Origin of the sequence: Streptomyces pratensis, from assembly GCF_016804005.1 — a bacterium.
Taxonomy (GTDB): domain Bacteria; phylum Actinomycetota; class Actinomycetes; order Streptomycetales; family Streptomycetaceae; genus Streptomyces; species Streptomyces pratensis_A.
In genome coordinates, this window is record NZ_CP051486.1 from 4,555,429 (window position 1) to 4,581,390 (window position 25,962).

Annotated in this window: 23 protein-coding genes; 9 read left to right on the forward strand and 14 right to left on the reverse strand. The window is 71.4% G+C overall.

The window, feature by feature from the left end:
• Positions 1 to 17 precede the first annotated feature (17 nt).
• Genes HED23_RS18380 through HED23_RS18420 form a run of 9 tightly spaced genes read right to left on the reverse strand, consistent with a single transcriptional unit; the run spans position 18 to position 8,783 of the window.
• Positions 18 to 953 (reverse strand): PDR/VanB family oxidoreductase, encoded by a 936-nt coding sequence (locus HED23_RS18380; protein WP_203184486.1) that lies wholly within the window; start codon positions 951 to 953, stop codon positions 18 to 20.
• 38 nt (positions 954 to 991) lie between these two features.
• Positions 992 to 2,617, reverse strand: coding sequence for a thiamine pyrophosphate-binding protein (locus HED23_RS18385; protein WP_203184487.1), 1,626 nt, complete (start codon positions 2,615 to 2,617; stop codon positions 992 to 994).
• Between the two features lie 9 nt (positions 2,618 to 2,626).
• Positions 2,627 to 3,415 (reverse strand): SDR family oxidoreductase, encoded by a 789-nt coding sequence (locus HED23_RS18390; protein WP_203184488.1) that lies wholly within the window; start codon positions 3,413 to 3,415, stop codon positions 2,627 to 2,629.
• A gap of 19 nt (positions 3,416 to 3,434) precedes the next feature.
• On the reverse strand, positions 3,435 to 4,190 hold the full coding sequence (locus HED23_RS18395) for an SDR family oxidoreductase (protein WP_274383031.1): 756 nt from the start codon (positions 4,188 to 4,190) through the stop codon (positions 3,435 to 3,437).
• Positions 4,183 to 4,704: a cupin domain-containing protein gene (locus HED23_RS18400; protein WP_203184489.1), complete on the reverse strand. Its 522-nt coding sequence runs from the start codon at positions 4,702 to 4,704 to the stop codon at positions 4,183 to 4,185. Before HED23_RS18400 ends, HED23_RS18395 begins: the two co-directional genes overlap by 8 nt.
• Positions 4,695 to 5,501: an alpha/beta fold hydrolase gene (locus HED23_RS18405; protein WP_203184490.1), complete on the reverse strand. Its 807-nt coding sequence runs from the start codon at positions 5,499 to 5,501 to the stop codon at positions 4,695 to 4,697. Before HED23_RS18405 ends, HED23_RS18400 begins: the two co-directional genes overlap by 10 nt.
• Complete coding sequence (locus tag HED23_RS18410) at positions 5,498 to 6,295, reverse strand: aspartate dehydrogenase domain-containing protein (protein WP_203184491.1); 798 nt, start codon at positions 6,293 to 6,295, stop codon at positions 5,498 to 5,500. Before HED23_RS18410 ends, HED23_RS18405 begins: the two co-directional genes overlap by 4 nt.
• Positions 6,292 to 7,269, reverse strand: coding sequence for a VOC family protein (locus HED23_RS18415; RefSeq protein WP_203184492.1), 978 nt, complete (start codon positions 7,267 to 7,269; stop codon positions 6,292 to 6,294). Before HED23_RS18415 ends, HED23_RS18410 begins: the two co-directional genes overlap by 4 nt.
• A 29-nt stretch (positions 7,270 to 7,298) precedes the next feature.
• On the reverse strand, positions 7,299 to 8,783 hold the full coding sequence (locus tag HED23_RS18420; protein WP_203184493.1) for an aldehyde dehydrogenase family protein: 1,485 nt from the start codon (positions 8,781 to 8,783) through the stop codon (positions 7,299 to 7,301).
• A gap of 289 nt (positions 8,784 to 9,072) precedes the next feature.
• Here HED23_RS18420 and HED23_RS18425 point away from each other — a divergent pair, with 289 nt between their 5' ends.
• Positions 9,073 to 10,440 (forward strand): MFS transporter, encoded by a 1,368-nt coding sequence (locus tag HED23_RS18425; RefSeq protein WP_203184494.1) that lies wholly within the window; start codon positions 9,073 to 9,075, stop codon positions 10,438 to 10,440.
• Positions 10,441 to 10,591: 151 nt separating this feature from the next.
• Here the strand turns inward: HED23_RS18425 and HED23_RS18430 are convergent, their stop codons facing one another.
• Together HED23_RS18430 and HED23_RS18435 are read right to left on the reverse strand one after the other, a co-directional pair.
• Positions 10,592 to 11,785, reverse strand: a complete 1,194-nt coding sequence (locus HED23_RS18430) for a TetR family transcriptional regulator (RefSeq protein ID WP_203184495.1) — start codon at positions 11,783 to 11,785, stop codon at positions 10,592 to 10,594.
• Positions 11,786 to 11,833: 48 nt separating this feature from the next.
• Entirely contained in the window at positions 11,834 to 12,946 is a 1,113-nt protein-coding gene (locus HED23_RS18435; protein WP_203184496.1) for an XdhC family protein, read from the reverse strand.
• 162 nt (positions 12,947 to 13,108) lie between these two features.
• On the opposite strand from HED23_RS18435, the gene HED23_RS18440 reads away from it, so the two are divergent.
• The 5 genes from HED23_RS18440 to HED23_RS18460 all read left to right on the forward strand — a co-directional run bounded on the left by HED23_RS18440 (position 13,109) and on the right by HED23_RS18460 (position 18,179).
• Positions 13,109 to 13,978 (forward strand): FAD binding domain-containing protein, encoded by an 870-nt coding sequence (locus tag HED23_RS18440; protein ID WP_203184497.1) that lies wholly within the window; start codon positions 13,109 to 13,111, stop codon positions 13,976 to 13,978.
• Entirely contained in the window at positions 13,978 to 14,514 is a 537-nt protein-coding gene (locus tag HED23_RS18445; RefSeq protein ID WP_203184498.1) for a (2Fe-2S)-binding protein, read from the forward strand. Before HED23_RS18440 ends, HED23_RS18445 begins: the two co-directional genes overlap by 1 nt.
• A gap of 5 nt (positions 14,515 to 14,519) precedes the next feature.
• Entirely contained in the window at positions 14,520 to 16,907 is a 2,388-nt protein-coding gene (locus tag HED23_RS18450; RefSeq protein ID WP_203184499.1) for a xanthine dehydrogenase family protein molybdopterin-binding subunit, read from the forward strand.
• Between the two features lie 37 nt (positions 16,908 to 16,944).
• Entirely contained in the window at positions 16,945 to 17,556 is a 612-nt protein-coding gene (locus HED23_RS18455) for an SRPBCC family protein (protein ID WP_203184500.1), read from the forward strand.
• An 83-nt stretch (positions 17,557 to 17,639) separates the two neighbouring features.
• On the forward strand, positions 17,640 to 18,179 hold the full coding sequence (locus tag HED23_RS18460) for a MarR family winged helix-turn-helix transcriptional regulator (RefSeq protein WP_203184501.1): 540 nt from the start codon (positions 17,640 to 17,642) through the stop codon (positions 18,177 to 18,179).
• Between the two features lie 21 nt (positions 18,180 to 18,200).
• Here the strand turns inward: HED23_RS18460 and HED23_RS18465 are convergent, their stop codons facing one another.
• Positions 18,201 to 18,563, reverse strand: coding sequence for a DUF4180 domain-containing protein (locus HED23_RS18465; protein WP_203184502.1), 363 nt, complete (start codon positions 18,561 to 18,563; stop codon positions 18,201 to 18,203).
• 108 nt (positions 18,564 to 18,671) lie between these two features.
• On the opposite strand from HED23_RS18465, the gene HED23_RS18470 reads away from it, so the two are divergent.
• The 3 genes from HED23_RS18470 (at position 18,672) to HED23_RS18480 (ending at position 22,377) form a co-directional block, all read left to right on the forward strand.
• Entirely contained in the window at positions 18,672 to 19,886 is a 1,215-nt protein-coding gene (locus tag HED23_RS18470; RefSeq protein WP_238442021.1) for an MFS transporter, read from the forward strand.
• Between the two features lie 296 nt (positions 19,887 to 20,182).
• Positions 20,183 to 20,773 (forward strand): hypothetical protein, encoded by a 591-nt coding sequence (locus HED23_RS18475; protein ID WP_238442022.1) that lies wholly within the window; start codon positions 20,183 to 20,185, stop codon positions 20,771 to 20,773.
• Positions 20,774 to 20,931: 158 nt separating this feature from the next.
• Positions 20,932 to 22,377 carry a glyceraldehyde-3-phosphate dehydrogenase gene (locus HED23_RS18480; protein WP_203184503.1) on the forward strand — a complete coding sequence of 482 codons (1,446 nt, stop codon included), beginning with the start codon at positions 20,932 to 20,934 and terminating at the stop codon, positions 22,375 to 22,377.
• Positions 22,378 to 22,522: 145 nt separating this feature from the next.
• Here HED23_RS18480 and HED23_RS18485 read toward each other — a convergent pair whose 3' ends face one another.
• Entirely contained in the window at positions 22,523 to 23,527 is a 1,005-nt protein-coding gene (locus tag HED23_RS18485; RefSeq protein ID WP_203184504.1) for an alpha/beta hydrolase, read from the reverse strand.
• Between the two features lie 174 nt (positions 23,528 to 23,701).
• Positions 23,702 to 25,867: a SpoIIE family protein phosphatase gene (locus HED23_RS18490; protein ID WP_203184505.1), complete on the reverse strand. Its 2,166-nt coding sequence runs from the start codon at positions 25,865 to 25,867 to the stop codon at positions 23,702 to 23,704.
• Positions 25,868 to 25,962 lie beyond the last annotated feature (95 nt).

The following is a 25,962-nucleotide window of genomic DNA, read 5'->3' on the forward strand; positions in this document are numbered from 1 at the left end:
AAGTGCGGGGGAAGGTGTCACAGGTCGAGGACGAGCCGGCCGGAGGCGCACCGCGAGACGCAGATCATCATCGTGGTGCCCGAGGCCCGTTCGGCCTCGCTGAGCAGGAAGTCGCGGTGGTCGGGCGTTCCTTCGAGCACCCGGGTCTCGCAGGAGCCGCAGATCCCGTCGCGGCACGAGTTGTCCACGGTGAGCCCCGCGCCCTCCGCGGCCTCCAGGACGGAGGTTCCGGCGCCGACGGTGAACGTCGTCCCCGAGGTGCGGCATTCGACCTCGAAGGCCTCGTCGTCGCCGGTGCGTTCCACGGTCGGCGCGGCGAACCGCTCCAGGCGCAGCCGGTCCCCGGGGCAGCGCTGTTCGACGGCCGCGAGCAGCGGTTCGGGGCCGCACGAGTACACCAGGCTGCCTGCGGGCAGATCGGAGAGCACGGAGTCCAGGTCGATGTGGCCGTGTTCGTCCTGGGGGACGAGCGTGACGTCACCGCCGAGCGCGTCGAGTTCGCCGGTGAACGCCATGGAGGCCCGGCTCCGCCCGCCATAGACCATGCGCCACTCGGCTCCCCGGCGGGCCGCCTCCCGGGCCATCGCCAGCAGCGGGGTGATCCCGATTCCGCCGGCTACGAACACGTAGGACTCGACGTCCTCCAGCGCGAAGTGGTTACGCGGCTCGGAGACCGTGATCTGCTGGCCCGGCCGCAGCTGGGTGTGCACGAACCTTGAACCGCCGCGCGAGGCGGGTTCGTTGAGCACACCGATGCGGTAGACGTCCGGGCTGTGCGGGTCGCCGCACAGGCTGTACTGGCGGACCTGACCGCCGGCGTGGACGTCGAGGTGCGCGCCGGGGGTCCAGGCGGGCAGGGGTTTGCCGTCCGGGTGGGTCAGCTCGACGGACAGGACGCCCTCGGCCTCCCAGGTCATGCGACGGACGGTCAGCCGCAGCGATTCCTCGCTCATGGTCTGTTGCCTCCTTACCGGCAGTTCGGTCGGCCGGGCTACTGGCCCGGGATCCTCACGGGCGGGGTGAACGGGTTCTTCATCGGGCCGAGGGCGTTCAGGTCGACCTCGACGAGCGTGGGGCCGTCCGAGGCGATGGCGTCCGTGAGCACGGGTCCCGCGTGCTCCTCCGCGGCGATGCGGGCGTAGGGCAGGCCGCAGGCCCGGGCCAGCAGGGCGAAGTCCGGGGTGGTCAGGTCGACCCCGGAGCGGCGCTCGCTGTGGTGGTCCTGCATGTTGCGCAGGACCCCGTAGCCGCCGTCGTTGAAGACGATCAGGGTCAGCCGGGGCCGCTCCTGGGCGAGGGTGAGGAGCTCGCCGAGGTGGACGGCGAGTCCGCCGTCGCCCGCGATCACGACGGTGGGCGCGCCGGGCCGCCCGAGCGCGGCGCCGATGCCCATGCCCAGACCCTGTCCGATGCCGCCGCCGCGCGGGAAGACGTTGTCCTTCGGGTCGTACATCTCGAGGAGGCGGTTGCCCCAGCTGCTGGAGGGGATGGTGACGTCGCGTGCGACGACGGCCTCGCGGGGAAGGGCCGCCCGGATCGCGTCGCAGATAGCGGCCTGCGGTCCGATGTTGTCGTGCAGGATCGCACGCACCTCGGTGCGTACGGCGCCGACCCGGTCCGTCCAGCCGGGCTCGGCGGCCACCGCGTGCGGCAGCAGGCCCGCCAGGACCCCCGCCGCGTCACCGCGCAGCCCGTGGGTGGCCGGGTGGACCCTGCTGAGGGCGGCTGCGTCGATGTCGATCTGGATGTGCGACTCGGGGAGCTCCAGGGTGTAGTCCGCGGTCTCGTTCGACCGGAAGTGCGTGCCGACGGTCAGCAGGAGGTCCGCGTCGGCGAGCAGGGCGCGCACCGCGGGTGTGGTGGCGAAGTTCCCGATGACCTGCTCGTGGTCCTCGGGAACACTGCCCCGCCCGGAGTTCGAGGTGATCAGTCCGGCTCCGGTCGCCTCCAGCAGTCGGGCCAGCTCGCCCCGGGCGGTGTTCGCTCCGCCGCCCGCCCAGACGAGAGGGCGGCGTGCGGAGGCCAGGAGGGCGCCTGCGGCGGCGAGTTCACCGTCCGAAGGCGCGGTGGGGGCCGGCCGGCCGTACGCGGCGGGTTCATCGGTCTGCGCCGCGTACTGGAGGTCGATCGGCCACTCCACGCTGGCGGGGCCGCCGGGCGCGGTCAGCGCCGAGCGGGCGGCCTCGCGCAGGATCCTGCCCGCCTGCCCGGTGTCCGGCACGCTCGCCGCGTACGCGGATACGGCCTTCAGCATGCCGAGCTGGTCCTTGGTCTCGTGGATGAAACCACGTCCGCTGCCGAGGAATTCGCTCTCCACCTGGCCGGTGACGTGCAGTACGGAGGTCCCCGCGCTGAGCGCCTCGATCAGTGAGCCGGCCGCGTTGCCCGCGCCGGTGCCGGTCGAGGTCAGGGCGCAGCCGAGGCCGCCCCTGGCACGGCCGTAGGCGTCGGCGGCGTTGACCGCGGATGCCTCGTGCCGCACGGGCACGAACCGCAGTTCGCGGTCGACGGCTTCGACGAGCGGCAGGTTGTGGACGCTGACGATGCCGAAGACGGTGTCGATGCCGAGTTCGCGCAGGACGGCGACGAGGAGATCGCCTCCGTTGTCGTGACGCATGGTGTCTCCTCAGAGGATGGAGCGGCCGACGCCGCCGCAGACGTCGATGCTGGTGCCGGTGATGTAGGAGGCGCGGGGGGAGAGCAGGGCGACCACCGCGTACGCGACTTCCTCGGCCCTGCCGAGGCGGCCCAGCGCGATGCCCCGGTCCTCGGCCAGTTCCGTCTGCCACTGCTCGTACGTCAGGCCGGAGTCCGCCGCCGCGTGGCGGCGGGTCCACTGGCCGGTGTCGACGAGTCCGAGGCAGACGGAGTTGACCCGGATGCCGTCGCGGGCGAGTTCGACGGACAGGGACTTGGAGAGGTTGAGGATGCCGGCGCGTGCGGCACTCGTCGTGATCAGCCGGGTCTCGGGCTGCTTGGCGAGGACGGCGTTGATGTTGACGACACCAGCCGCCGAGGAAGCCGCCAGGTGGGGGCGCGCCGCCTGGAGGGGATTCAGCACCCCGGCGAACTTCAGCTCGAGCTCGTCGCGCCAGTCCTCGGCGGTGGAGTCGTCGAGTCCCTTCATGCGGGACTGCCCGGCGTTGTTGACCAGTCCGTCGATGCCGCCGAAGTGCTCGGCGGTGCGGCCGACGAAGCCGCGCACGGCGTCGGCGTCCCGTACGTCGCAGACACCGGTCAGCAGTCGGCCGCTCGTGGCGCCGAGTCCGGCGGCCGCCTCGGCCAGCCGGCCGGCGTCGCGGCCGCAGGTGGCTACGCGGGCACCCTCGTCGAGGAGGGCGCGGACCGTGGCCAGGCCGACGCCCGAGCTGCCGCCGGTGACCACTATGGTGCGGTCGGCGAGGCCCAGATCCATAACTCGTTTCTCCTGCGGTTCAGTTCATGGTGAAGCCGCCGTTGACGGCGATCACCTGTCCGGTCAGATAGCGGGATTCCTCACCGAGCAGGAAGGAGACGATCCCGGTGAGGTCGTCCGGCTGCTGCGGCCGGGAGATGGCCCGGTTCATGCGGTAGAGGTCGTGCCGCTCGGCGGGCACGGTCTCGGTCGCCTCGCATTCGGTGAGGCCGGGGGCCACCGCGTTGACGGTGATCCCCTTCTCACCGAGTTCGCGTGCCATGGCGCGGGTCAGCGCGATGACGGCGCCCTTGGAGGCGATGTAGTGGGCGAGACGGGGGGAGCCGTACAGCGCGGCGTCCGAGGCGAGGTTGACGATGCGGCCGGGCCCGGTGAAGAGCGGGTACAGGGCCTTCGAGACCAGCCATGGACTGCGGGCGTTGACCGCCATCAGCCGGTCCCACACCTCGACGTCGATGTCCTGGAACTCACTTCCGCCGACGCCGTTGGCGAGCGCCGCGTTGTTGACCAGGCCGTACAGCGGACCGAGTGCACGCACTGCGTCGGCGAGCGCCTCCACCGAGGCGGGGTCCGCGACGTCGCAGCGCACGAAGTGGGCGTCGATGCCGTCCTCGCGCAGCTCGGCGGTGGCTCGCTCCCCCCGCTCCCGTTCCAGTTCGGCGAGGACGACCCGGAAGCCGTCGGTGCCCGCCCGGCGGGCCATGGCCAGTCCCAGGCCACGGCCCGCTCCGGTGACGACGACGGTGCGCCGGTCTGCCGGGGGCTGGTCAGCCACGGGTGACGCCGTGCATCGGCGAGTACTCGGGGTAGGTCGGCACCTGGGGCTTCTGCGTGCCGATGACGACGCAGAACAGGGCGTCGGTGTCGCCCTCGTTCTTGAGCGAACGGGTCACCCCGGCGGGGACGACGATCATGTCGCGGTAGCCCAGGGTGCGGTACTCGGCCTCTTCGGCGCCGCGGTGGATGCCGACCTTGACCTCGCCCTCCAGGACGAAGAAGGCCTCCTCGACGTCGTGGTGGGTGTGGGCCGGGCCCTCGGCGCCGGGCGGCAGCAGCATGTTGGAGAAGGTGAACCCACCGGAGGGGAGGATGCGGCTGTCGCTCTCGTGGTTGCCCGTGGCGCCGGAGCCGACGTAACGGATCTGGCCGCGGCGGAACTGCGGGCCGGCCTTCTCCTGGAAGGAGAGGGTGTCGAAGTCGGCGACCCGGGAGGCCTTGCTGGCGATGAGGGAGTCGGTGTAGGCGGAGAGGTCGTCGCCGTTGTCGTACGCGTCGGTGGTCAGAGGCATGGTGAAGGCTCCTGTTCGGGGATGGATGCGGTGATGCGGAGGTGGGAGAGCACCCAGGCGTCGAAGTGGCCCGGCTGCTCCTGGTTGGCCAGGTGACCGGCGTCCTTGACGATCACGTAGGCGGTCCTGTGGATGGCCCCGGCGATGGCCTGGCTCGCCTCGATGCCGGTGACCCGGTCCTGTTCGCCGCAGAGCACGAGGGTGGGGGCGGCGATCGAGGGGAGTTCGGCGCTCAGGTCGGCGCAGGCCATGGACTCGGCGGCGTAGGCGTAACCCGGCAGCCGTACCGAGGCGGCCATGGTGTCGACGACCCGGCGCACCAGCTCGTCGGACGCGCCGGGCGACACGAGCCTCGGGCCCCGGGCCTCGGCGAAGGCCCGGGGGCCCAGCTCGGCGAGGTCGGCGGCCCTGGCGCGCATACCGGCCGCTCTGGCGTCGTCGGTGCCCGACCCGGGGCTGGAGTCGGCGACGATCAGCGAGGCGACCAGCTCCGGATGGCGGGTGGCGAGCCGCAGCGCGATCACTCCGCCCCAGGAGACACCGAGGACGTGGGCGCTGCCGGCACGTTCCCGGATGAGGGCGGCGGCCGTGTCCGCGTAGTCGTCGAGGTCCATCGGCCCGGCGGGGTCGGGTGACTTGGCGTACCCGGGGGCGTCCCAGGCCACGACCCTTACGTAGGACGAGAGTTCGGCGAGCTGCGGGGCGAAGGCGGCCGAGGAGGAGCCGATGCCGTGCAGGCACAGCAGCAGGGGGCCGTGGTCGCCCGCCTCCTCGACGTGGACGTCGGCGGCGCTCACAGGATCTGCCCGGTCCGGCCGGCGAGGGCGGCCAGGCTGCGCAGCACGGCGTACGGCACGACCTGGCTGGTGGCGGGGTTGCCGGGGTCGGGCAGGTGCGCGACCTCGAAGCGGTACGCCCCGTGTCCGCCGGACGCCTCGATCACGTGACGGGTGTGATGCGCCGTGGGGTCGGCGACGACCTGGACCCGCACAGCGTCCAGGTCGCCGACGGCCAGCGCGACCGAGGCGGCCACGTTCGTCGACTTGGGGAATTTGACCGGGACGTCGCGGGCGGTTCCGGACATGACCTCGACCGGCCCCGTCGCCGTCCGCATCCGCGTCAGCAACTCGTCGCCCATCCAAGGCTGTTCGAGGGTGGAAGGCAGTTTGGTCGTGGTCAGCCGGACCTCGTCCAGCGGACCGAGGGTACGCACCGCCTGGAGCAGGTCGAGCCCGCCGACCGCGCCGCCCGTGAAGTACACCCGGCCGGGGCCGGCGGCGAGCAGCCGCTTCGTGAGCTCGTCGTCGGTCAGGGCGCCGGTGGAGGCGATCAGCAGATCGGTGCCGGACTCCAGGACCCGCTCACCCCACTCGCGTACGACGCCCTGACCTGCTGCCTCGACGACGAGGTCGCACGTCTCCATGGCCTCTTCGAAGGTGGCCTGCCGCACGGGGGCTGCTTCACCGAGCGCGCGGTTGTCGACGACGCAGACCAGCTCAGCGCCGGTCACGCGGCCTTCGGCGAGCGCGGTGCCGACGACGCGGCCGATGGCGCCCCATCCGACGACGGCGACCTTGCGTACGGTGCTCATGAGGTGGCCTCCTGGGCGTCTACGGGAAGAAACGGGCCGGGGCCCTGGGTGTCGGAGGGAGCGAGGGGGCCGGGGTCCGGGGAGCCCGCCATGCTGCAGCGGATCTCCTTCGACGGAGCACCGGCCGTCCCCCACAGGTCGGACAGCTCGGGGACCCGCCGCCACACCCGGGCGATCCAGGCGTCCTCGACGATCTGTGCGACCTCGGAGGTGTACTCGCAGACCAGGCCGGAGGGGTCGGTGAAGTACGAGAAGGTGTTGTTCCCGGGGCCGTGCCGTCCGGGGCCCCACTGGGGGGTGATGCCGTGGTGGCGCAGCCGTCCGAGGCCCCGCATGAAGTGGTCGACCGAGGTCATCTCGTACGCCACGTGGTTCAGCGAGGTCCACTCCGCCTGGTTGAAGGCGATGCAGTGGTGGTCGCTGTTGCAGCGGAGGAACGCCATCTGGTGCTCGGACCAGTCGGAGACGCGCAGCCCGAGCACATCGCGGTAGAACGCGACGGCGGCGTCGATGTCGGTGGTGTTGAGCACCGCGTGCGTCACCCCGACGGGCACGGCGCCGTCCCTGCCGCGCGGCACGACCGCCTCGACCTGGGCGCTGATCTCGACGAGGCGGCCCTCGGGGTCGGTGAACCGCAGTCCGTAGCCGCCGCCGGCCTGTTCCAGCGGGCCGGGTCCGGTGACGGGCACGATCGCGCGCGCTTCGAGGCGCCGCGCCGCCTGGTCGACCTCGGCGGGCGTCGCGACGGCGAAGGCGATCCTGCCGAGACCGACCCTGTCGCGTTCGGTCAGGTGCAGGACGTGGTGCTCGTCGCTCGTGCCCCGGAGCCAGCGGGCTCCGGTGTCGGACTCCACGGTTTCGAGGCCCCAGACGTCCTCGTAGAAGTCGGCGGCCTCGGTGAAGGCCGGGGTGTGCAGCTCGACGTAGCGCAGCGAGCGGAGCCGGGCGATCGGACCGGGCGGTGGCTGGTGCATGGTTCCTCCAGGACGGGCGGGGTGCCGGGTCAGTTGGCCCACGGGAGCGGTTGGCCGGAGGTGCCCCAGTACAGGGACTTCTGGCGCTGGTATGCGCGGATCGCGTCGAGGCCCTTCTCCGTGCCGAGGCCGCTGTCCTTCCACCCGCTGAAGGGGGTGGAGGCGCTGAACTGCTTGTACGTGTTGATCCAGACGGTCCCGGCCTCGATCCGGCGTGCCAGCATCCCGGCGGCGCGCAGGTCGCGGGTCCAGATCCCGCAGGCGAGGCCGTAGACGGAGTCGTTGGCCTGGCGGACCAGGTCGTCCTCGTCGTCGTAGGGCAGGGCGACGAGGACCGGGCCGAAGATCTCCTCCTGGCAGGTGCGGGACGTGTTGTCCAGGCCGTCGAGCACGGTGGGCAGGTAGTACGCCCCGTCCTCGTAGAGCTCACCCTCGGGTACCGAACCGCCGCAGAGCACCCGGGCCCCTTCGGACCTCGCGAGGTCGACGTGGGCGGCGACGGAGTCGCGGTGGCGGTGGTGCACCAGTGGGCCGACCTGGGTGGCGGGGTCGGTGCCCGGGCCGACCCGCAGCTCGCGCACCCGCTCGACGAGTTCGCCGACAAAGGAGTCGTAGATCTCGCGTGCCACGAAGAGCCGGGAGCCCGCGATGCAGGACTGGCCGCTGGACGAGAAGACCCCGAACATCACGCCGGCCAGGGCCTGTTCGATGTCGGCGTCGGCGCGGACGATCGTCGGTGACTTGCCGCCCAGTTCCAGCGAGGCGGGGATCAGCTTCCGGGCGGCGATCTCGGCGATGGACCGCCCGGTCCCGGTGCCTCCGGTGAATCCGATACGGCCGACGAGGGGGTGGCGCACGATTGCGTCACCGACCACCCGGCCGCTCCCGGGGAGCACGGAGAGCAGTGCGGCCGGCAGCCGGAACTCGTCGAGGGCCCGGGAGATCAGCCGTCCGAGCGCCAGGGAGACCAGTGGGGTCCACGCCGCGGGCTTGAGGATCACCGCGTTGCCGGCGGCGAGCGCGGGGGCGATCTTCTGTGCGTCGCTGGCGACCGGCGAGTTCCACGGATTGATCGCGCCGACGACTCCGATGGGCTCGTGCGTGCTCACTGTGACGTAGGGGCCGCGCGACGGGGTCACCGCGTCCTGCGCCGTCTCCAGGACGGCTGCCATGTAGCGGAAGGTACCGGCCGCGCTGAGCGCGAGGGCCTTCGTCTCCGTGAGGGTCTTGCCGGTGTCGGCGGTCTGCAGGGCGGAGAGCTCGTCGGCTGCCTGCTCGGTGAGCTCGCCGATCCGGTGCAGCAGCCGGGCCCGGTCATGGGCGGGCAGGTCACGCCAGGCGGGGTCCGCCGCGGCCTTCGCCGCGGCCTCGGCCGCTTCGGCGACCTCGTCCGCGGAGGCGGAGTGGACGGTGGCGAGGAGACGGCCGGTTGCCGGGTCGATCGTGTCGACGGGCTCGCCCGCACCGCGCCGCCACTGGCCCGCGATCAGGATTTCGGTGGGGAACTGCAGCACGGGTGGACCTCCGGACGAGGCGGAATGAGGGTGGACTCCGGGTGCGGACAGGCTCGTTGGGTTTCCGCCACCGGACTGCCGAAGTGCTAGAAATCTAAGCGCTTAAGTTTCTCGGCGCAAGACCCCGAGGTGAAATCGTTGCCCGGAAGTCCTTGAGCACCACATCCATGGCACCGATGATGGTGACCGAGTTGCAGGGTGCAAGCTTCCTAAGCTCTTAACTATTGACCGCTTAGATATAGCCCCCTACTGTCTCCGCAACTCATCTGCCCGCGGAAGGACACCCTCCATGACGACTGTGGCCGGCAAGCCCGCTCTCGGCTCGATCGCCGCGAGACTCGAACGACTGCCGCACTCGCGGTGGCACATCAAGGTCCGGTTCCTGATCGGCGCCGTCACCTTCTTCGAGGCGTTCGACCAGCTCCTGGCCGCATCCGCACTCCCCGTCCTGATGAAGGAATGGAACCTGTCCACCGGCCAGGCCACCTTCGCCGTCACGTCCGCGTCGATCGGCATGCTGCTCGGCGCCCTGGCCGCCGGCTGGCTGGGCGACCGCATCGGTCGTGTGCGCACGGTCGCCCTGGGTGTCGCGATCACGGGTCTCTCCAGCCTCGCCGTCGCCCTCTCCGGCGGCATCGAGATGTTCTCCCTCTTCCGGTTCGTACAGGGCCTCGGGATCGGCGGCGTCGTACCGGTCGCGGCCACCTACATCAACGAGATCGCCCGGTCGGACAAGCGGGGCCGCTTCGTCCTGCTCTACGAGATGATCTTCCCGGCCGGCCTCGCGGCCGCCACTCTGCTCGCCGTATGGGTGATCCCCGCCTTCGGCTGGCGCGCGATGTTCCTCATCGGTGCCCTTCCGGTGCTGATCGCCGCCATGCTGCCGCGCCACGTCGAGGAGTCCCCGCGATGGCTGCTGTCACGCGGGCGTACGGCCGAGGCGGAGGCGGCCATCGCCAGGATCGAGGCGGAGGTGGCCCGCGCCACCTCCGAAGAGCTTCCCGCGCCGGCCCCGTCCGCGAACCCGGTGGACGAGCCCAAGGGCACCCTCATGGACCTGTTCCGAGGGCGCTACCTGCGCCGGACCTCCGTGCTGGCGGGCCTGTGGTTCGCGGCGTACTACGTGAACCACGGCATCTCCACCTGGCTGCCCTCGCTCTACACGAAGGAGTTCGGCCTGGATCTCACCACGGCCCTCGTCTTCACCCTGCTCAGCAACGTCACGGGCCTGCTGGGCACCTTCGTCATGGCGATGCTGATCGACCGCACCGGCCGGAGGCCGGCCCTGATCGGCGCGTTCGTCGGGACGACGCTCTCACTCGGCGTACTGGCGCTCGCAGGCGCGACCTCGGGTGGCCAGGTCGCCCTCTTCGCCTCCTGTACGACGTTCTTCCTGTACGCGATCAATGCGGGGCTCTACCTGTACTCCCCCGAGCTGTACCCCACCTTCAACCGGGCCAAGGGCGCGGCCTTCGGAGGCCTGTGGAACCGGTGCGGCGTCATCCTCGGCCCGGTGGCCGTCGGCGCGATCATCGGAGCGGGTGGCGGCCTGTCCCTGGTCTTCGCGCAGCTCGCAGTGATGGGGGCCGTGGGTGCGGTGATCGCGTGGTTCGCCGTCGAGACCAAGGGCAGGACGCTGGAAGAGCTCAACACCTGAGCACGTGTGAGTTCGACGTACGAGCACGGACGCGTTCAGCCGCCTGGCCACAGGCACGATCCACGCTGGACACGGACGCGTTCGGCGACTGACCACAGGCACCTTCGACGCATGATCACGCCGGTTCGGGGCCGGTGGCCGGGAGCAGCGCTCACTGCTCCCGGCCACCGGCCCCGAGCGTCTGCGCGAGGGTTCCCAGGAGAGCTGTGAGCCGTCGGCGCTCCGCGTGGCCGAGGCCGGCCAGGAGCTCCCGCTCCCGGTCGGACCGTACGGCCGCCACCCGACCGGTCAGCGCGAGGCCCTCGGGGGTGAGACGGAGCCGGACGATCCTGCGGTCGTCGGTGTCGCGCTCGCGACGGATCAGCCCGGCCTCCGCCAGCCGGTCGGCCTGCTGTGTGAGCCCGCCCGCCCTCGCCGAGCCTGCCGCGGCGACCTCACCCATCGTCAGCCGGTACGGGGCGCCGGCGTCGCGAAGTGCGGCCAGTACGTCGTAGGCGGGCAGAGTGATGCCGTACTCGCGCAGCGCCCTGCCGACGACGAGCTGGTGGCGCGCGGCGCAGTCGTCGAGCAGGGCGAACAGGGAGGCGGGGGCGTCTCCCGGCTCCTCCGGGGCGGGTACGCCGGGCTCAGCCCGGTCCGGCCCCGGCGCGTCCGGACCGGACCCGTGAGGAGCGGCCGGTTCCCGGGCGTCGCCGAACGCCGTGGCGAGCACGTCCGTCAGCGCCGGGGCGAGGTCCGCGGTCGGGACGGAGGCCGCCGGTTCGTGCGCGAAGACATAGCGCTCCATGATCACCCCGAATAGGACGCTGCGGATCACCGTGGCACGCACATCGGCCTCCGCGCCGGTTCCGAGCACCTGGGCGAGTGGTTCCCCCACCTGCGTGTCGAGGATCGCGCGCAGCAGTTCCGCGCTGGGCGGGTGGCTGACAGCGGAGCGGATCAGCGCCGGCCAGGGGTCGTCGGCGGGCAGCCGGTCCCACCGGTCGAGGTACGCGCGGGCGAGGACGCCCGGCAGGTCTCCCGCCTCACCGCCGGACGCCGCGAGCACGTCGCCGCTGACGCCGGCCCCGCTGCCCACCGCCGCGCGGAAGAGGCCGTCCTTGGTACCGAAATAGGCCATCACCAGGCCGGGTGTCACCCCCGCCTCGGCCGCGATGGCGCGTACCCCTACGCCCTTGAAGCCGTGCGCGCCGAAGAGGCGACGCGCCGCGTCGAGGACCGCCCGGCGATTGCCTTCCGGGTCGTGCGAACCGGGGCGGCGCTGTGCAGCCGGTTCCGGCACGGCACCGCGCGCGTCACCCTCCGCCTGTCGTCGTCGGCTCGTGCTCTTGCTCTCTGTTTCCACAGGCGTCAGATTAAACGGCTGTTCATAAAAACAGTCGTTCAAAAACTGTCACAGAGCGTGGACCGGCCCCGTGCCGGCGGTGAGCGGGTGGCCACTGCCACCGCGACGCACGGCGACGATCTCCGCCACCACCGAGAGGGCGGTCTCCTCGACCCCCCGGCCGCCCAGGTCGAGACCGATCGGCGAACGCAGGGCGGCGAGTTGCGCCTCGGTCACGCCCGCCGCCCGGAGGCGCTCCACCCTGTCCTCGTGCGTGCGGCGGCTCCCCATGGCGCCCACATACCCCGCGTCGCTTCGCAGGGCGCGGGTGAGGAGGGGGACGTCGAAGCGGGGGTCGTGGGTCAGGACGCACACCGCCGTCGTGGGGCCGACCAGATCCGCATGGGTGTGGAACCAGCGGTCCGGGCGGGCGACGACGACCTCGTCGGCGCCCGGGAAGCGTTCGGGATCCGCGAACGCCGGCCTCGCGTCGCAGACGGTCACGTGGTGGCCGAGGGCCGCGCCGAAGTCCGCGAGCGGCCTGGCGAACTCGGCGGCCCCGAAGATCAGCAGCCGGGGGCGGGGCGCGAAGGACTGCACCAGCAGCCCGCGTTCCTGGGCGCACTCGGCGCCGGCCGCCGGACTCCTTCCGCCGGCCACCCCCTCCCCCACCGTGACCAGCCCGCTCTCCCCTCGCCCGAGCATGCCCTCGGCGGCCAGCGCGGCCACCCGGTCCGCAGCCGCGCCGCCCAGTGAACCGCTCACCGCCCCGCGGCCCACAGCCAGGCTTCCGCCTCCGTCGAGCGGCGTGACCAGTGCGACCGGGACACCTGCGGCCGCGTCCTCCGAGACCCGGCCGAGCGGCGCTTCCGAGCTCACTTCACGGATCAGCACCTCGATCGTCCCGCCGCAGGTCAGCCCCACCGCGAACGCGTCCTCGTCGCCGACACCCCAGCGTTCCACGACCGGTGGGCCACCGGCGAACACCTCCTCCGCGGCAGCGACCACGGCGGCTTCGACGCATCCTCCGGACACGCTGCCGACGATGCGGCCGTCCTGGGTCACCAGCATGGAGGCACCCGGCCCGTGCGGGGCCGAGCCCCAGGTCCGCACCACTGTCGCCATGACGCAGCGGGTTCCGGAGCTCTGCCAGGCCGCCGCCTGGTCGATGACATGTCGCACTTCGCTCACCTCTGGCCGGGAAATCTGCGGGAGCCTCTTGCCAACGAGAAACTTTAGTGTAAATCATTTCAGGTACTAGATAGATAGGTGCGTGACGATCCCAGCCCGACGCGCCGACGTGCCACGGCGCGACGACCATCCGAGAGGCCCGGTGGAAGCAGATTGAAACCCACACCCTTCGACTACACCACTGCACGAAGCGTCGCCGAAGCGGTCGCCCTCCTTGCCGATCCGACGCGGGACGCCAAGATCATGGCGGGCGGTCAGTCCCTGATCCCCATGCTGAACATGCGCCTCGCGCGGCCCGAGCTTCTCGTGGACATCACCCGAATCCCCGAGTTGTCCCACCTGACGGTCGACGCGTCGGGTGCCCTGCACATCGGCGCCGCCGTCCGGCAGTCCCGCACCGCGGCCGACCCCGCTGTCCGGCGGGGGTGGCCCCTGCTCGCTGCGGCGATCGAGCACATAGGCCACCCGCAGATCCGCAGTCGTGGCACCGTCTGCGGAAGCCTGGCCCACCACGACCCCGCGGGCGAACTCCCCACGGTGGCACGGGCCCTGGACGCCCGCTTCGTGATCACCGGGCCACGTGGCATCCGCACGGTCCGGGCGGAGGACTTCTTCGTCGCCACATTCTCCACGGCGGTCGGCGAGGACGAGCTCCTCCTGGAGGCCGTGTTCCCCCCGCCCCCCGCACAGCACGGCTGGGCCTTCGAGGAACTCACCCGCAGGCACGGCGACTTCGCGACCGTCGCGGTCTCCGTCCTCCTGGAGCGGGACTCCGTCGCGGGCACGGTCCGTTCGGCCCGCGTGGTCTTCAGCGGTGCCGGCCCCGTTCCCGTACGGCTGCCGGCGGCGGAGGACACGCTCGTCGGGACCCGCGTCGGCGAAGAGGCGCTGGCCGCCGCGAGGCGCGCCGCACTGGCCGGCCTCTCACCGTCCGCCGACGTCCACGCGAGCGCCGCCCACCGGCGCGAGACCGCCGCACACCTCCTCGTCCGCGCCTGTACCACCGCATGGGAGCGCTGCTGATGACCCCTTCCGTCCCCGTCCAAACCACCGTCCGCACCCCGCCGCTCGCAGAGCCGTCCGGCTGGCACCGGATCACGCTCACAGTGAACGGCGAACAGATCACCGCCGAGGTCGAGTCCCGGCTGCTTCTCAGCGACTTCCTCCGCGACCGGCTCGGGCTCACCGGCACCCATGTCGGCTGCGAGCACGGAGTGTGCGGGGCCTGCACCGTGCTCCTCGACGACGAACCGGTGCGCACCTGCCTGGCCCTCGCCGTGCAATGCGACGGCGTCTCCGTCCGCACCGTCGAGAGCCTCGCCCCCGGCGACGCCCCGCTCACCTCCGTCCAGCGCGCTTTCCACGAATGCCACGGCATGCAGTGCGGCTTCTGCACACCCGGCTTCGTCATGACGGCGACCGCACTGACCGAACAGCCCGAGCGCCCCGGCCCCGAGGAGGTCGCCGACGCACTCGGTGGGCACCTGTGCCGGTGCACCGGTTACCGCAACATCCGCCGTGCCGTGTGCCAGGCACTCGACGAGCGTTTCGGGGAGTGACCCGTATGTCCCACGATTCCGATCCGGGCCGGCAGGACGGCGGCAGCTGGATAGGCCGGTCCGTCCCGCGCGTCGAGGACGACCGGCTGCTGCGCGGCAACGGCCGCTACGTCGACGACATCGCCCTCCCCGGTGCCGTCGAGGCCGCGTTCCTGCGCAGCCCGCACGCCCACGCCCGCATCGATTCCGTCGACGTGAAGGCCGCGCTGGAAGCACCCGGCGTCATCGCCGTATGGACCGGCGCCGACGTCGCGGACCTGCCTCCGATGCTCAACAAGGAGGAGCTGCGCACCCCGCCGGGCCTCGCCGAGCTGCTGGACCCGACGGTCCGGATGACGCCCATGCCTCTGCTCGCCGCCGACAAGGTGCTCTACGTGGGCCAGCCCGTCGCCCTCGTCGTGGCGGAGAACCGCTATCTCGCCGAGGACGCGCTCGAACTCGTCGACGTCCGCTACACCCCGCTGCCCGTTCTCGTCGACCCCGAGGACGCCCTGTCGGAGCGGGCACCGCTGCTGCACGACGATCTGCCGGACAACCTTGCCGTGGCCGTCGAGACGCGAGTCGGAGATCCTGATGCCGCCTTCGCCTCGGCACACACCGTGGTCGGTGAACGGTTCGAGGCACACCGCTATGTGGCCTCGCCGATCGAGACCCGGGCGGTCCAGGCCCAGGTGGACCCCTACAGCGGCAGGCTGACCGTCTGGTCGGGGACCCAGACCCCGCACCGTCTTCGGGATGCCGTCGCCCACACGCTCGGTCTCACGGCCGGCACGGTCCACGTCGTCGCGGCCGATGTGGGCGGCGGCTTCGGCCAGAAGGGCATCCTCTACGTCGAGGAACTCCTGGTCCCGCACGCGGCCCGCAGGCTCGGCCGTCCCGTGCTGTGGCGCGAGGACCGAAACGAGAACCTCACCGCGTCCTCGCACGCCCGCGAGCAGATCCACAGCATCGAGCTCGCCGCGGATGCAGAGGGGCGCCTCATCGGCGTCCGGGACCGGATCCTGGTCAACTTCGGCGCGTACAACATGACCGGCCTCGTTGTGCCCTACAACTCCCTCTGCCACCTGCTCGGCCCGTACCGCGTCCCCCACGTGGACATAGCTGTCACCGGTGTCCTCACCAACACCACGTTCGCCACGCCGTACCGGGGAGCGGGACGGCCGGAGACAGTGTTCGCGATGGAGCGCGCGATGGACCGGCTGGCCGCCGAACTGGGCATCGCACCGGAGGAGCTGAGGGCACGGAACCTGGTCGGCCCGGAAGAGATGCCGTACAGGACGGGGCTGGTGGACCGTTCCGGCAGCCCCCAGTCGTACGACTCCGGCGACTTCCCCGAGCTCCTGCGCCGCGCCGTGGCGAAGGCGGACGTGGCGGGGGTGCGCGCCCGGCAGCGCGCCGGCGCCCACGACGGCAGGCGCATCGGCATCGGCTTCGCGATGTACATCGAGGCCACCGGCCTCGGACCGTTCGAGACGGCACGCATCGACGTGGCCCCCACCGGGCGGGTACAGGTCGCCATCGGCGCCCCCTCCCAGGGGCAGGGACACCGCACGTCCATGGCGCAGATCGCCGCGGAGGCGATCGGCGTCCCGCTCGGCCTCATCGATGTGACCGGGGGCGACACCGATGCCACCCCGTTCGGCGTGGGCACCATCGCCAGCCGCGCCCTGGTCAACGCCGGCAACGCCACCCACCGGGCCGGCCGGCTGGTCCGGGAGAAGATCATCGACGCCGCGGCGCGACGCCTCGGCGTCACGGCGGACCGCCTCGACCTCATCGACGGGGTGGTGGCCGAGGAGCCGGGCGGCGTGTCCATCGGGCTGGCGGAGCTGGCCGGCCGGGCGCCGCTGCCCGGAACGCCGGAACCCACCGACGGACGGCACGGAACCGAGCTCAGCGAGACGGTCCACTTCCGGCCACCGGGCTTCGCCGTCGCGAGCGGAGCGCACGCCGCCGTCGTGGAGGTGGACGAACACACCGGGCAGGTGAAGATCCTGCACTACGTCGTCGTCCACGACGCGGGCGTCATCGTCAACCCGATGATCGCGGAAGGCCAGGTGACCGGGGGCATCGCGCAGGGAATCGGCGGCGCGCTGTACGAGGAGATGGTCTACGGGCCCGACGGACAGCCCAGGACCGGCACCTACATGGACTACCTGGTTCCGACCTCCTCCGAGATCCCCGACCTCGACATGGACGAGCTCTTCACCCCGAGCCCGATGAACGACCTCGGGGTCAAGGGACTCGGCGAGGGCGGCGCCATCGCCCCGCAGGCGGTGCTCGCCAACGCCGTCGAGGACGCACTGCGCCCCTTCGGGGTCGTCGTGCGCCGTGGCCCGCTCTCGCCGAGCCGCGTACGCGACCTGATCCGCACCGCGGCCACCCGCGACTGACCGGACGTACACCTCCGCACCCAGGATGGGAAACCCCATGCAGCTCGACCACACATTCACCGTTCCCGCCGACCCCGACGACGCGTGGAAGCTCTTCCACGACCTCGGCCGGGTAGCGCCCTGCATGCCCGGCGCCGTTCTCGACACGCTCGAAGGCGACTCGTTCACCGGCCGGGTGAAGGTCAAGATCGGCGCGGTGCAGATGAGTTACCGCGGCGAGGGCACCGTCACGCGCGACGAGGCCGCCCGGTCGATGCACCTCGGTCTCAGCGGCAGCGAGACCCGGGGAGCGGGCACGGCGTCCGCGACGGTCACCGCGACCCTGACCGCGGGCCCCGGCGGCACCCGGGTGCGCGTCCGGACGGACCTCGACATCACCGGTCGTCCGGCGCAGTTCGGCCGGGGGATCATGACCGAGGTCGGCGACCGGCTGGTCCAGCAGTTCGCGGACCGTCTCGAGGACCTCCTGCGGAACTCGGGCCCCGGCTCGACCGGCCCTGCGCCGGCCGCCCCGGCGGGCGAGCCCGAGGCTGTGGACCTCGGCGCGGCGGCCCTGCCCGTGCTGCTCAGGAAGGCCGCCGTGCCCGCGGCGGCCGTGCTGCTGACGGTCGTGCTGGTCAGGGTGGTGCGGCGACGGTCCCGCGGCTGAGGTCCCCCATCCCCTCAGCGGTAAGATTCTCGGTGCCGTGAGAAGCCGGGGGGACGCCGGCCGAAGCCGTACAAGGGGATGAGATGGCAGCATCAAAGCCTGGGGACCAGGACGCCGTGGCGAAGGTGATCGAGGACTGGGCACGGGAGCGGCCCGAGCTGGACACGAGCCCGCTCGAGGTCCTCGCCCGTCTCCACCGCTCCTTCCTGCGCTACAGCACGGGGCTCACCGAATCCATCGAGCGGCACGGTCTGTCCGTGGCGGGCTTCGACGTCCTGACCGCACTCCGCAGGTCCGGCGAGCCCTACCGGCTGACAGCCGGGCAGCTCGCCGACTCCGGGCTGGTGTCGTCGGCGGGGGTGACCCTGCGGATCGACCGCTTGGAGAAGGACGGTCTCATCGTCCGTGAGCGGGACACCCAGGACCGCAGAGTCGTGTACTGCCGCTTGACGGACAAGGGACTCGCCACGGTGGACACGGCGTTCGCCGAGCACCTGGACAACGAGAACCGGATGCTCGGAGGGCTGTCCCCCTCCGAGCGCCGGCAACTCGCGCGGCTGCTCCGCAAGCTGGAGATCTCGATCCTCGACGCCGACGAGGGTCGGGCCGGCGAGACGCGGTAGCCGGCCCGTGCAGTGGCCGCTTCAGGCTTTCAGCCGCTCGCCCAGCTCGTCGGCATCGGCGACGAACCAGGTCTGGTTACCCCGGTTGCACTCCCGGATGAAGTCCCGGAGCGCGGAACTGTCCGCCGCGTGACGGGAGACGTCGCCGAGCACGACCAGTCCCAGGCGGTACTGGACGAACTTCTGGACGATGTCACCCGCGACACGGGTCCCCAGCTGGAAGAAGCTCTCGTCGAAACGCTCGGCGGGGATGACGACCCACCGGGCGCCCAGGTATCCGCCGTCGCCGATGAGGTCCAGGGCCTCGCGTTCCCCCCGGATGGGCTCGCCCTCGGCGGGGCACATCAGGACAGGCACGTCATGGATGGTCTGCAGGGTGCTCATGGGCGACCAGAGTAGGGCCTGCTGGGAGTTGAAAGCACGTTCCGGTCGATGAGACGCATGCAAGTTCGACGGGAGTGTGATCGGCGGACGCACGCGGAAAGAGGTCGCATGGCAACAGCACCAACGGCTCGTCGGCACAGGCTGGCTGTGCTCGCGGCCCTGATGCTGGCCGCGTTCACTTTCAACACCACGGAGAACCTGCCGATCGGGCTGCTCGAGCTGATCTCGGCCGACATGCGGGTGTCACTCTCGGCGGTCGGTTATCTGGTCACCGCCTACGGGCTGACCGTCGCCGCGGTCTCCCTGCCTCTCGCGCAGGCCACCCGGTCCGTGCCACGCCGCCATGTGCTCACCGTGCTGCTGGCCGCGCTCGTCCTGTCCAGCCTGGTCTCGGCACTGGGCTCCGGCTACTGGCTGCTGATGATCGCCCGGCTGGTGACCGCGCTCGCCCAGGCTCTGTTCTGGGCGGTGATGGGGCCGGTGGCGGTCGGCCTGTTCCCACCGGCTGTCCGGGGCCGGGTGATCGGGGTGCTGTCGGTCGCCGGTTCGCTGGCCCTGGTACTCGGCGTCCCGCTCGGTACGTGGCTGGGCCAGCAGAGCGCGTGGCAGTTCCCGCTCGTCGTCCTGGCCGTGCTGGGGCTGGTCTCCCTCGTCACGATCGCCGTCCTCCTCCCGACGTCACGTCCGGAGGAGGGGCACGCGGCCTACGGCTCGGCACCCGACGGGCGGCGGTTCGCAGTCGTGCTGGTGACCACCGCCCTGTCCGTCACGGGCGCGTTCGCGGGCTATACGTACCTCGTGAGGTTCCTGGGTGAAGTGAGCGGTTTCTCCGACACCTCCGTCAGTGCTCTGCTGATGGTCTCCGGCCTCGCGGGCGTGGCCGGAGTGGCACTCGCGGGGCCGCTCCTGGACCGCTGCCCGCGCGGCACGCTGGCCGTTCCGGTGGCCACCCAGGGGGCCGGCATGCTGGGCCTGTACTCCTTCGGCACCGCCCCCGCCGGAGCCGTCGCGTGCCTGGCACTGCTGGGCGGCTCACTCGGCCCGGTGTTCATGGCCACGCAGAACCAGATGCTGCGCTTCGCTCCCGGCCGCACCGAGATCGCCCTGGCGGCCAACTCCGGTGCCTACAACGCCGGGGTCGCGGGCGGAGCGCTGCTGGGCGGCCTCATCCTGCCCGCCTGGGACGTACGGGCCACGTTCCTGGTGGGCGGGTTGCTGACCGCCGCCGCGTTCGCGGTACTGCTCGTCGAGCGGATGCTGCCGGACGTGGAGAAGGGCCGTCCGGCAGGATCCGGCCGGTCGGCGGGCGCCACCTGGGCATGATCACGCCGGACAGGGCCCCGGTGCGGATCTGGCTGTGCCCCGCCCAGGGCCATTCGGGACCGGTGGAGATTCGGCATGACGCGTAATCATTTCGTCGTGCGGTAAGGCGAGTTGACCGCGCGAATCACAACTGCCCGTGGTGCCGCGCCGTGACGGGGACGCCTCCGATGTCCGGCCGCTTCGGGAAGAGCCGGGCCAGCTCCTCGGCCAGGGCCGTGAGCTGGGCGCGCCCGGGGTGTCCGGCGAAGGCCGCGATCTGGAGGAGGGAACCGCCGCCGCGGACGGTCAGCGGTTCGGTGTCCAGCAGCCCTGTTCACGATCCGGCGGATCGCCTCGGTGGCGGCGGGTTCGGCGAGCAGCGCCGCCGGCGGCGTACGGAGGTTGAGGGCGCCCTCGGGGAACTCGTCGGAGCGCGCGGCCGGTTCGCGGGCGTTCTCGGTCCGCTCACGCTGCGCGGCGACCAGCAGATGGGGCTCGCCGACCTGACCGGAGGCGGCCATGACCCGGGCCGGGCCGAGTCGGTCCTCGTCCAGATCAGTGAGGACCGCGTCGGCCGCGCGCTACGCACCTCGCGGTGGAAGTACGTGGTGGACGCGCCGGGAGCCGACGCCTGGAACGAGCCGGACGCGGAGCACTACGCGGAAACCGAACTGTACGACCTGACCGCCGACCCCTACGAGCTGGACAACCTCGCCGGACTCGTCTCGCACCGGGCGGTCGCCGACTGGCTCCGGGCGGAACTGCTGGAGTGGCTGGCGCGGATCGAGGGTGTGGAGCCCGTGGTCGAGCGGGCCGCTCCACGCCCGGCCGGCCGGCGGCGCGCGGAGCCGTTCCCTGCCGGGGCGCCGTGGGAGGGGGTGCGGTTCGGGCACCGGCCCGCTCTCTGACCGGTGGTGCACGCTCCGGTCGGGGAGCGCACCGGGGGGCGACTTTCTTCCTGGAACATATCAATTCGACCGGCCCGGGCTCACAGGCGGCACCGATTGCATGATCAAAATCGGGTGCGGTTAACATATGAGCACCGCCTAGCTCGAAAGATGGACTTGTGACTGCCACCGAGGACTCGTTCACCAATTGGAAGACCCGTGAGGAGATCGCGGAGTCGATGATCCCGATCATCGGGAAGCTGCACCGGGAGCGGGACGTCACGATCCTGATCCACAGCCGCTCCCTGGTGAACAAGTCGGTGGTCAGCATCCTCAAGACCCACCGGTTCGCCCGGCAGATAGCCGGCGAGGAGCTCTCGGTCACCGAGACGCTCCCGTTCCTGCACGCCCTCTCCGCGCTCGACCTCGGCCCGTCGCAGATCGATCTCGGCATGCTCGCCGCGACATATCGGACCGACGACCGCGGCCTGTCGGTGGCCGACTTCACAGCCGAGGCCGTAGCGGGTGCCACGGGCGCGAACAAGACGGAGCGCCGCGAGGCGCGCGACGTCGTCCTTTACGGATTCGGTCGCATCGGGCGCCTCCTGACGCGACTGCTCATCGAGAAGACCGGTTCCGGCAACGGCCTGCGGCTGCGCGCCATCGTCGTACGCCAGGGCGCCGGACAGGACATCGTGAAGCGCGCCTCGCTTCTGCGCCGCGACTCCATCCACGGCCAGTTCCAGGGCACGATCACCGTGGACGAGGCGAACAGCAGGATCATCGCCAACGGCAACGAGATCCAGGTGATCTACTCCGACGACCCGACGTCGGTGGACTACACGGCGTACGGCATCAAGGACGCCATCCTCATCGACAACACGGGACGCTGGCGCGACCGCGAGGGCTTGTCCAAGCACCTCCGCCCCGGCATCGCGAAGGTCGTCCTGACCGCCCCCGGCAAGGGCGACGTCCCCAACATCGTGCACGGCGTGAACCAGGAAATGATCAAGCCGGACGAGCAGATCATCTCCTGCGCCTCCTGCACCACCAACGCGATCGTCCCGCCGCTGAAGGCGATGGCCGACGAGTACGGCGTGCTGCGCGGCCACGTGGAGACCGTCCACTCGTTCACCAACGACCAGAACCTGCTGGACAACTACCACAACTCGGACCGCCGTGGCCGTTCCGCGCCGCTCAACATGGTCATCACGGAGACGGGCGCCGCCTCCGCCGTCACCAAGGCGCTCCCCGACCTCGACGCGAAGATCACCGGCAGTTCGATCCGGGTCCCGGTGCCGGACGTCTCGATCGCGATCCTGAACCTCCAGCTCGCGCGCGGCACCAACCGCGAGGAGGTCCTCGACTACCTCCGCAACGTGTCGCTGACCTCGCCCCTCAGGCGCCAGATCGACTTCATCACCGCTCCCGACGCGGTCTCGAGCGACTTCATCGGCTCACGCCACGCTTCGATCGTCGACGCCGGCGCCACCAAGGTCGAGGGCGACAACGCGATCCTCTACCTCTGGTACGACAACGAGTTCGGCTACTCCTCCCAGGTCATCCGGGTCGTCCAGCACGTCTCCGGAGTCGAGTACCCGACCTACCCGGCCCCGGCGGTCTGATCCGCCCGGCCCACGGCTCCTGGTACCGCCCGGCGGTACCAGGAGCCGTGGGCCTCGGCCGTTCGAAGCGCGTTCCAGGCGTCCGGATCCCGCGCAGGTCACGCGACACGACCGGCGGGGCGGATCGCCGCGGGTGTCGCACGGGTCACCGGCGCAGCGCGGCCGTGAGCATCGGCAGGGCGTGGCGCAGCTCCCTGTACCCGTAGGTCCCGCTGTGCCCACCCGGGTAGATGTGGGTGGTCACGGGTGCGCCCAGGGTTGTGAGCCGGTCGTCGAGCATCCTCGTCTCCTCGCCGCAGACGGCTTCGGTGACGGAGGTGACTCCGTCGTCGGCGAGTGCCACCCACTTCTCGGTGCCGGGGATGTGGGGGTCGGGCTCGTCCCCGTCGAGCGGGCCGGGCTTCCCGTCGCCGGAGGCCAGGTAGACGGGCGTGCGACGCAGTCCCCCGGCGTGATGGTACGGATCCCAGTCGATCCAGGTCTTCCACTGCTCCCAAGGGTCGCCGAAGACCGCGTAGCCGTCCACACCGACATACTTCGCTCCGGAGAGCCACATCTCCGGATGCCGGACAGGATGCACGGGTGCCCCGAAGGCGGCGACCGCACCGAACAGGCCCGATACCCGGGCGGCGATTCCCAGGGCACCGAATCCGCCCTGGGACTCCCCGGCTGCCGCCCGGCTGGGCCCGGCTCCGTAGTCCCGCTCCACCAGGGGCACGACTTCACGCAGGAAGTACGTGCGCACCCGGGGAGCCCCTCCCTTGCCGTGGTTCCACCAGTCGGTCCAGAACCCGAACAGCGGCATGCCCGGCATCACCACCAGGACATCGCGCAGCTCGGCCAGTTCCTGCACCTTGAAGAGGGTCGTCCAGGTCGTGTGGTCACCGTCCCCGCCCGCCAGCAGGTAGAGAGCGGGCCAGCGGTCACCGGGGCGACGCCGGTCCCAGCCACGCGGTGTCAGCAGGGCCACGGTGCTCGGGCCGCCGAGGGCCGGGGACTCGAAGGTCAGCTCTACCAGCCTTTCGTCCAGGCGTCGTTCGGCGATGTCCTCGCCGGCGGCCCGGGCGGGGGCGGCGGCTCCGAGGACGGCGCCGGCGCCCAGCAGGGCGCTGCTCGTCAGTAGGCTGCGGCGTGTGTGCAGGTGCGACATATCCGGTTCTTCGGCCGGTGCCTCCTCCACCTTGAACGGTGGGGCGGGCCCGGCTACGGCGAGCGGCCGGCCCCGGCGGAACGAATGGTGGCGGCTGCACGCCTGAACACCTGGACGGTCCGTGCGGCGGCACCGGCGGCCGTGGGGCGTCGACGTGCCGATCGGCGGCGGGGCTCAGACCGGATCCGTCTCCTTCGTGCCGGGCAGCGGCTGTTCGGCCCAGATCGTCTTGCCCGTGCCGGTGTAGCGGGTCCCCCAGCGCTCGGTGAGACTGGCGACGAGCAGGAGGCCGCGGCCGCCCTCGTCGAAGATGCGGGCGCGTCGCAGATGGGGGGCGGTGCTGCTGCCGTCGAAGACCTCGCAGATGAGCGCGGTGTCCCGGATGAGGCGGAGCCGGATCGGATCGCCGCCGTAGCGGATGGCGTTGGTGACCAGTTCGCTGACGACGAGTTCCGTGGTGAACACGGCGTCGTCCAGGCCCCATGCCGTGAGCTGCGCGGAGGCGCGTTTGCGGGCGGTGGACACGACGGCCGGGTCGGCAGCCAGGTCCCACGAGGCGTAGTGGCCTGCGTCCAGACGATGTGTGCGCGCCAGAAGCAGGGCAACGTCGTCGTTCGGCTGCTCGGGAACCAGGGCGTCCATGACGGTGTCACAGGCCTCTTCCAGGGAGTGCGCGGGGTGGCAGAGCAGCTCGCGCAGCTCGGCGAGGGAGGTGTCGATGCCCCTGCCGGCCGTCTCGATCAGTCCGTCGGTGTAGAGAGCCAGCCGGCTGCCCTCGGGCAGTTCGAACTCGGCCGCCTCGAAGGCCACGCCGCCCACTCCGAGCGGGGGGCCCGAGGGCAGCCGCAGCTGTTCGACGGTGCCGTCGGGGCGGACCAGCATGGGCTCGGGGTGGCCGGCCCGCGCCATCACGCAGTGTCCGGTGGCCGGGTCGTACACGGCGTAGAGGCACGTCGCACCGGCGACCATCGCGCCGTCGGCGCTGTCCGCCGGCTGCTCGCGGTCGAGCGTCAGGACCAGATCGTCGAGCTGCGTGAGCAGTTCCTCGGGGGCGAGGTCGACGTCGGCGAGGGTACGCACGGCGGTGCGGAGCCTGCCCATGGTCGCCGAGGCGTGGAGCCCGTGGCCCACGACGTCGCCGACCACCAGGGCGACCCGGGCGCCGGACAGCGGGATGACGTCGAACCAGTCCCCGCCGATACCCGCTCCGTTGGTGTTCGGGAGATAGCGCGCGGTGACCTCGACGGCCCTCTGACGGGCGGCCCGGCGGGGCAGCAGGCTGCGCTGCAGGGCGAGTGCCGTGGCCCGCTCGCGGGTGTACCGGCGGGCGTTGTCCACACAGACGGCCGCCCGCGAGACGAGTTCGGCGGCGAGCTGCAGATCCGCGGCACCGAATCCCACGGGTGTCCTGTGGCGGCAGAACAGCGTCGTGCCGAGGGTGATGCCACGGGCCTGCAGCGGGACCACCATCACCGAATGGATGCTGTGCTCGCGCATGCTCTTCGACCGCGCGGGTTCGCCCGTTGCCCAGCGCCTCAGGGTCTCGTCGTCGATGGTGATGCGCGCCGGTTCACCCTGGATCAGTGCTCGGCCCACCATCGAGTCACGGTCGTAGGAGTGGATCTCGCCGAGCGGGACGACCGACTCGGGGCAGCCCGGGAGCACGGACTTCTGGGCCACCCGGTGGAAGCCGATCGTGTCCCGGTGGAGCACGGAACGCGCTTCGTCGCCGGTCAGCACCTCGGAGAGCAGGTCGACCGTGACGAAGTCGGCGAATTCCTCGATGGCGAGCTCCGCCAGCTCCTCCGCGGTGCGACCCACATCGAGGGTGCTGCCGATGCGCTTGCTGGCCTTGTTCAGTACGGCCAGGCGGCGGCGGGCCCAGAACTGGTCGGTGGTGTCGAGCGTCACGACGGACACGCCCTGGACCTCGCCGGCGGCGGTGCGCACTGGAGACATCGCCGCCTGCCAGATGTGCTCGCTTCCCTCCACCATGAGGTGCGTCTCGTAGGGCTCTCCCTGGCCCGTACTCAGCACCCGGTCGATGGCTTCGGCGAGTCCCTCACCGCCCTTGAGGAACAGTCCGGGCTCCACCTCCCCCGGACGCAGCCCCAGGATCGACGCCTCGGACCTCCCGACCGAATTCGCCGCCGCTCCGTTGGCCATGCCGAGCAGCTGCTCCCTGCCGAAGTAGGCCACCGGCACCGGCAGCTGCTCCAGGATCGCGCAGCGCACCTCGTCGGGCAGTACCTGGACGGGCCGTCCGCCACCCGTGGCCGCCGGTGCGGGCTCGTCACCGTCCGCAGGCGGGTCTCCGCGGCCCGTCTCGTCCATGCTCATTGGCCCATCACTCGTCCTCCCCACCTAGGCAGGTCGCCCACGAACACACATATGAGACCTTTGTTCAAGAATGCCCTTGTGTGTCCTGGCTCTCA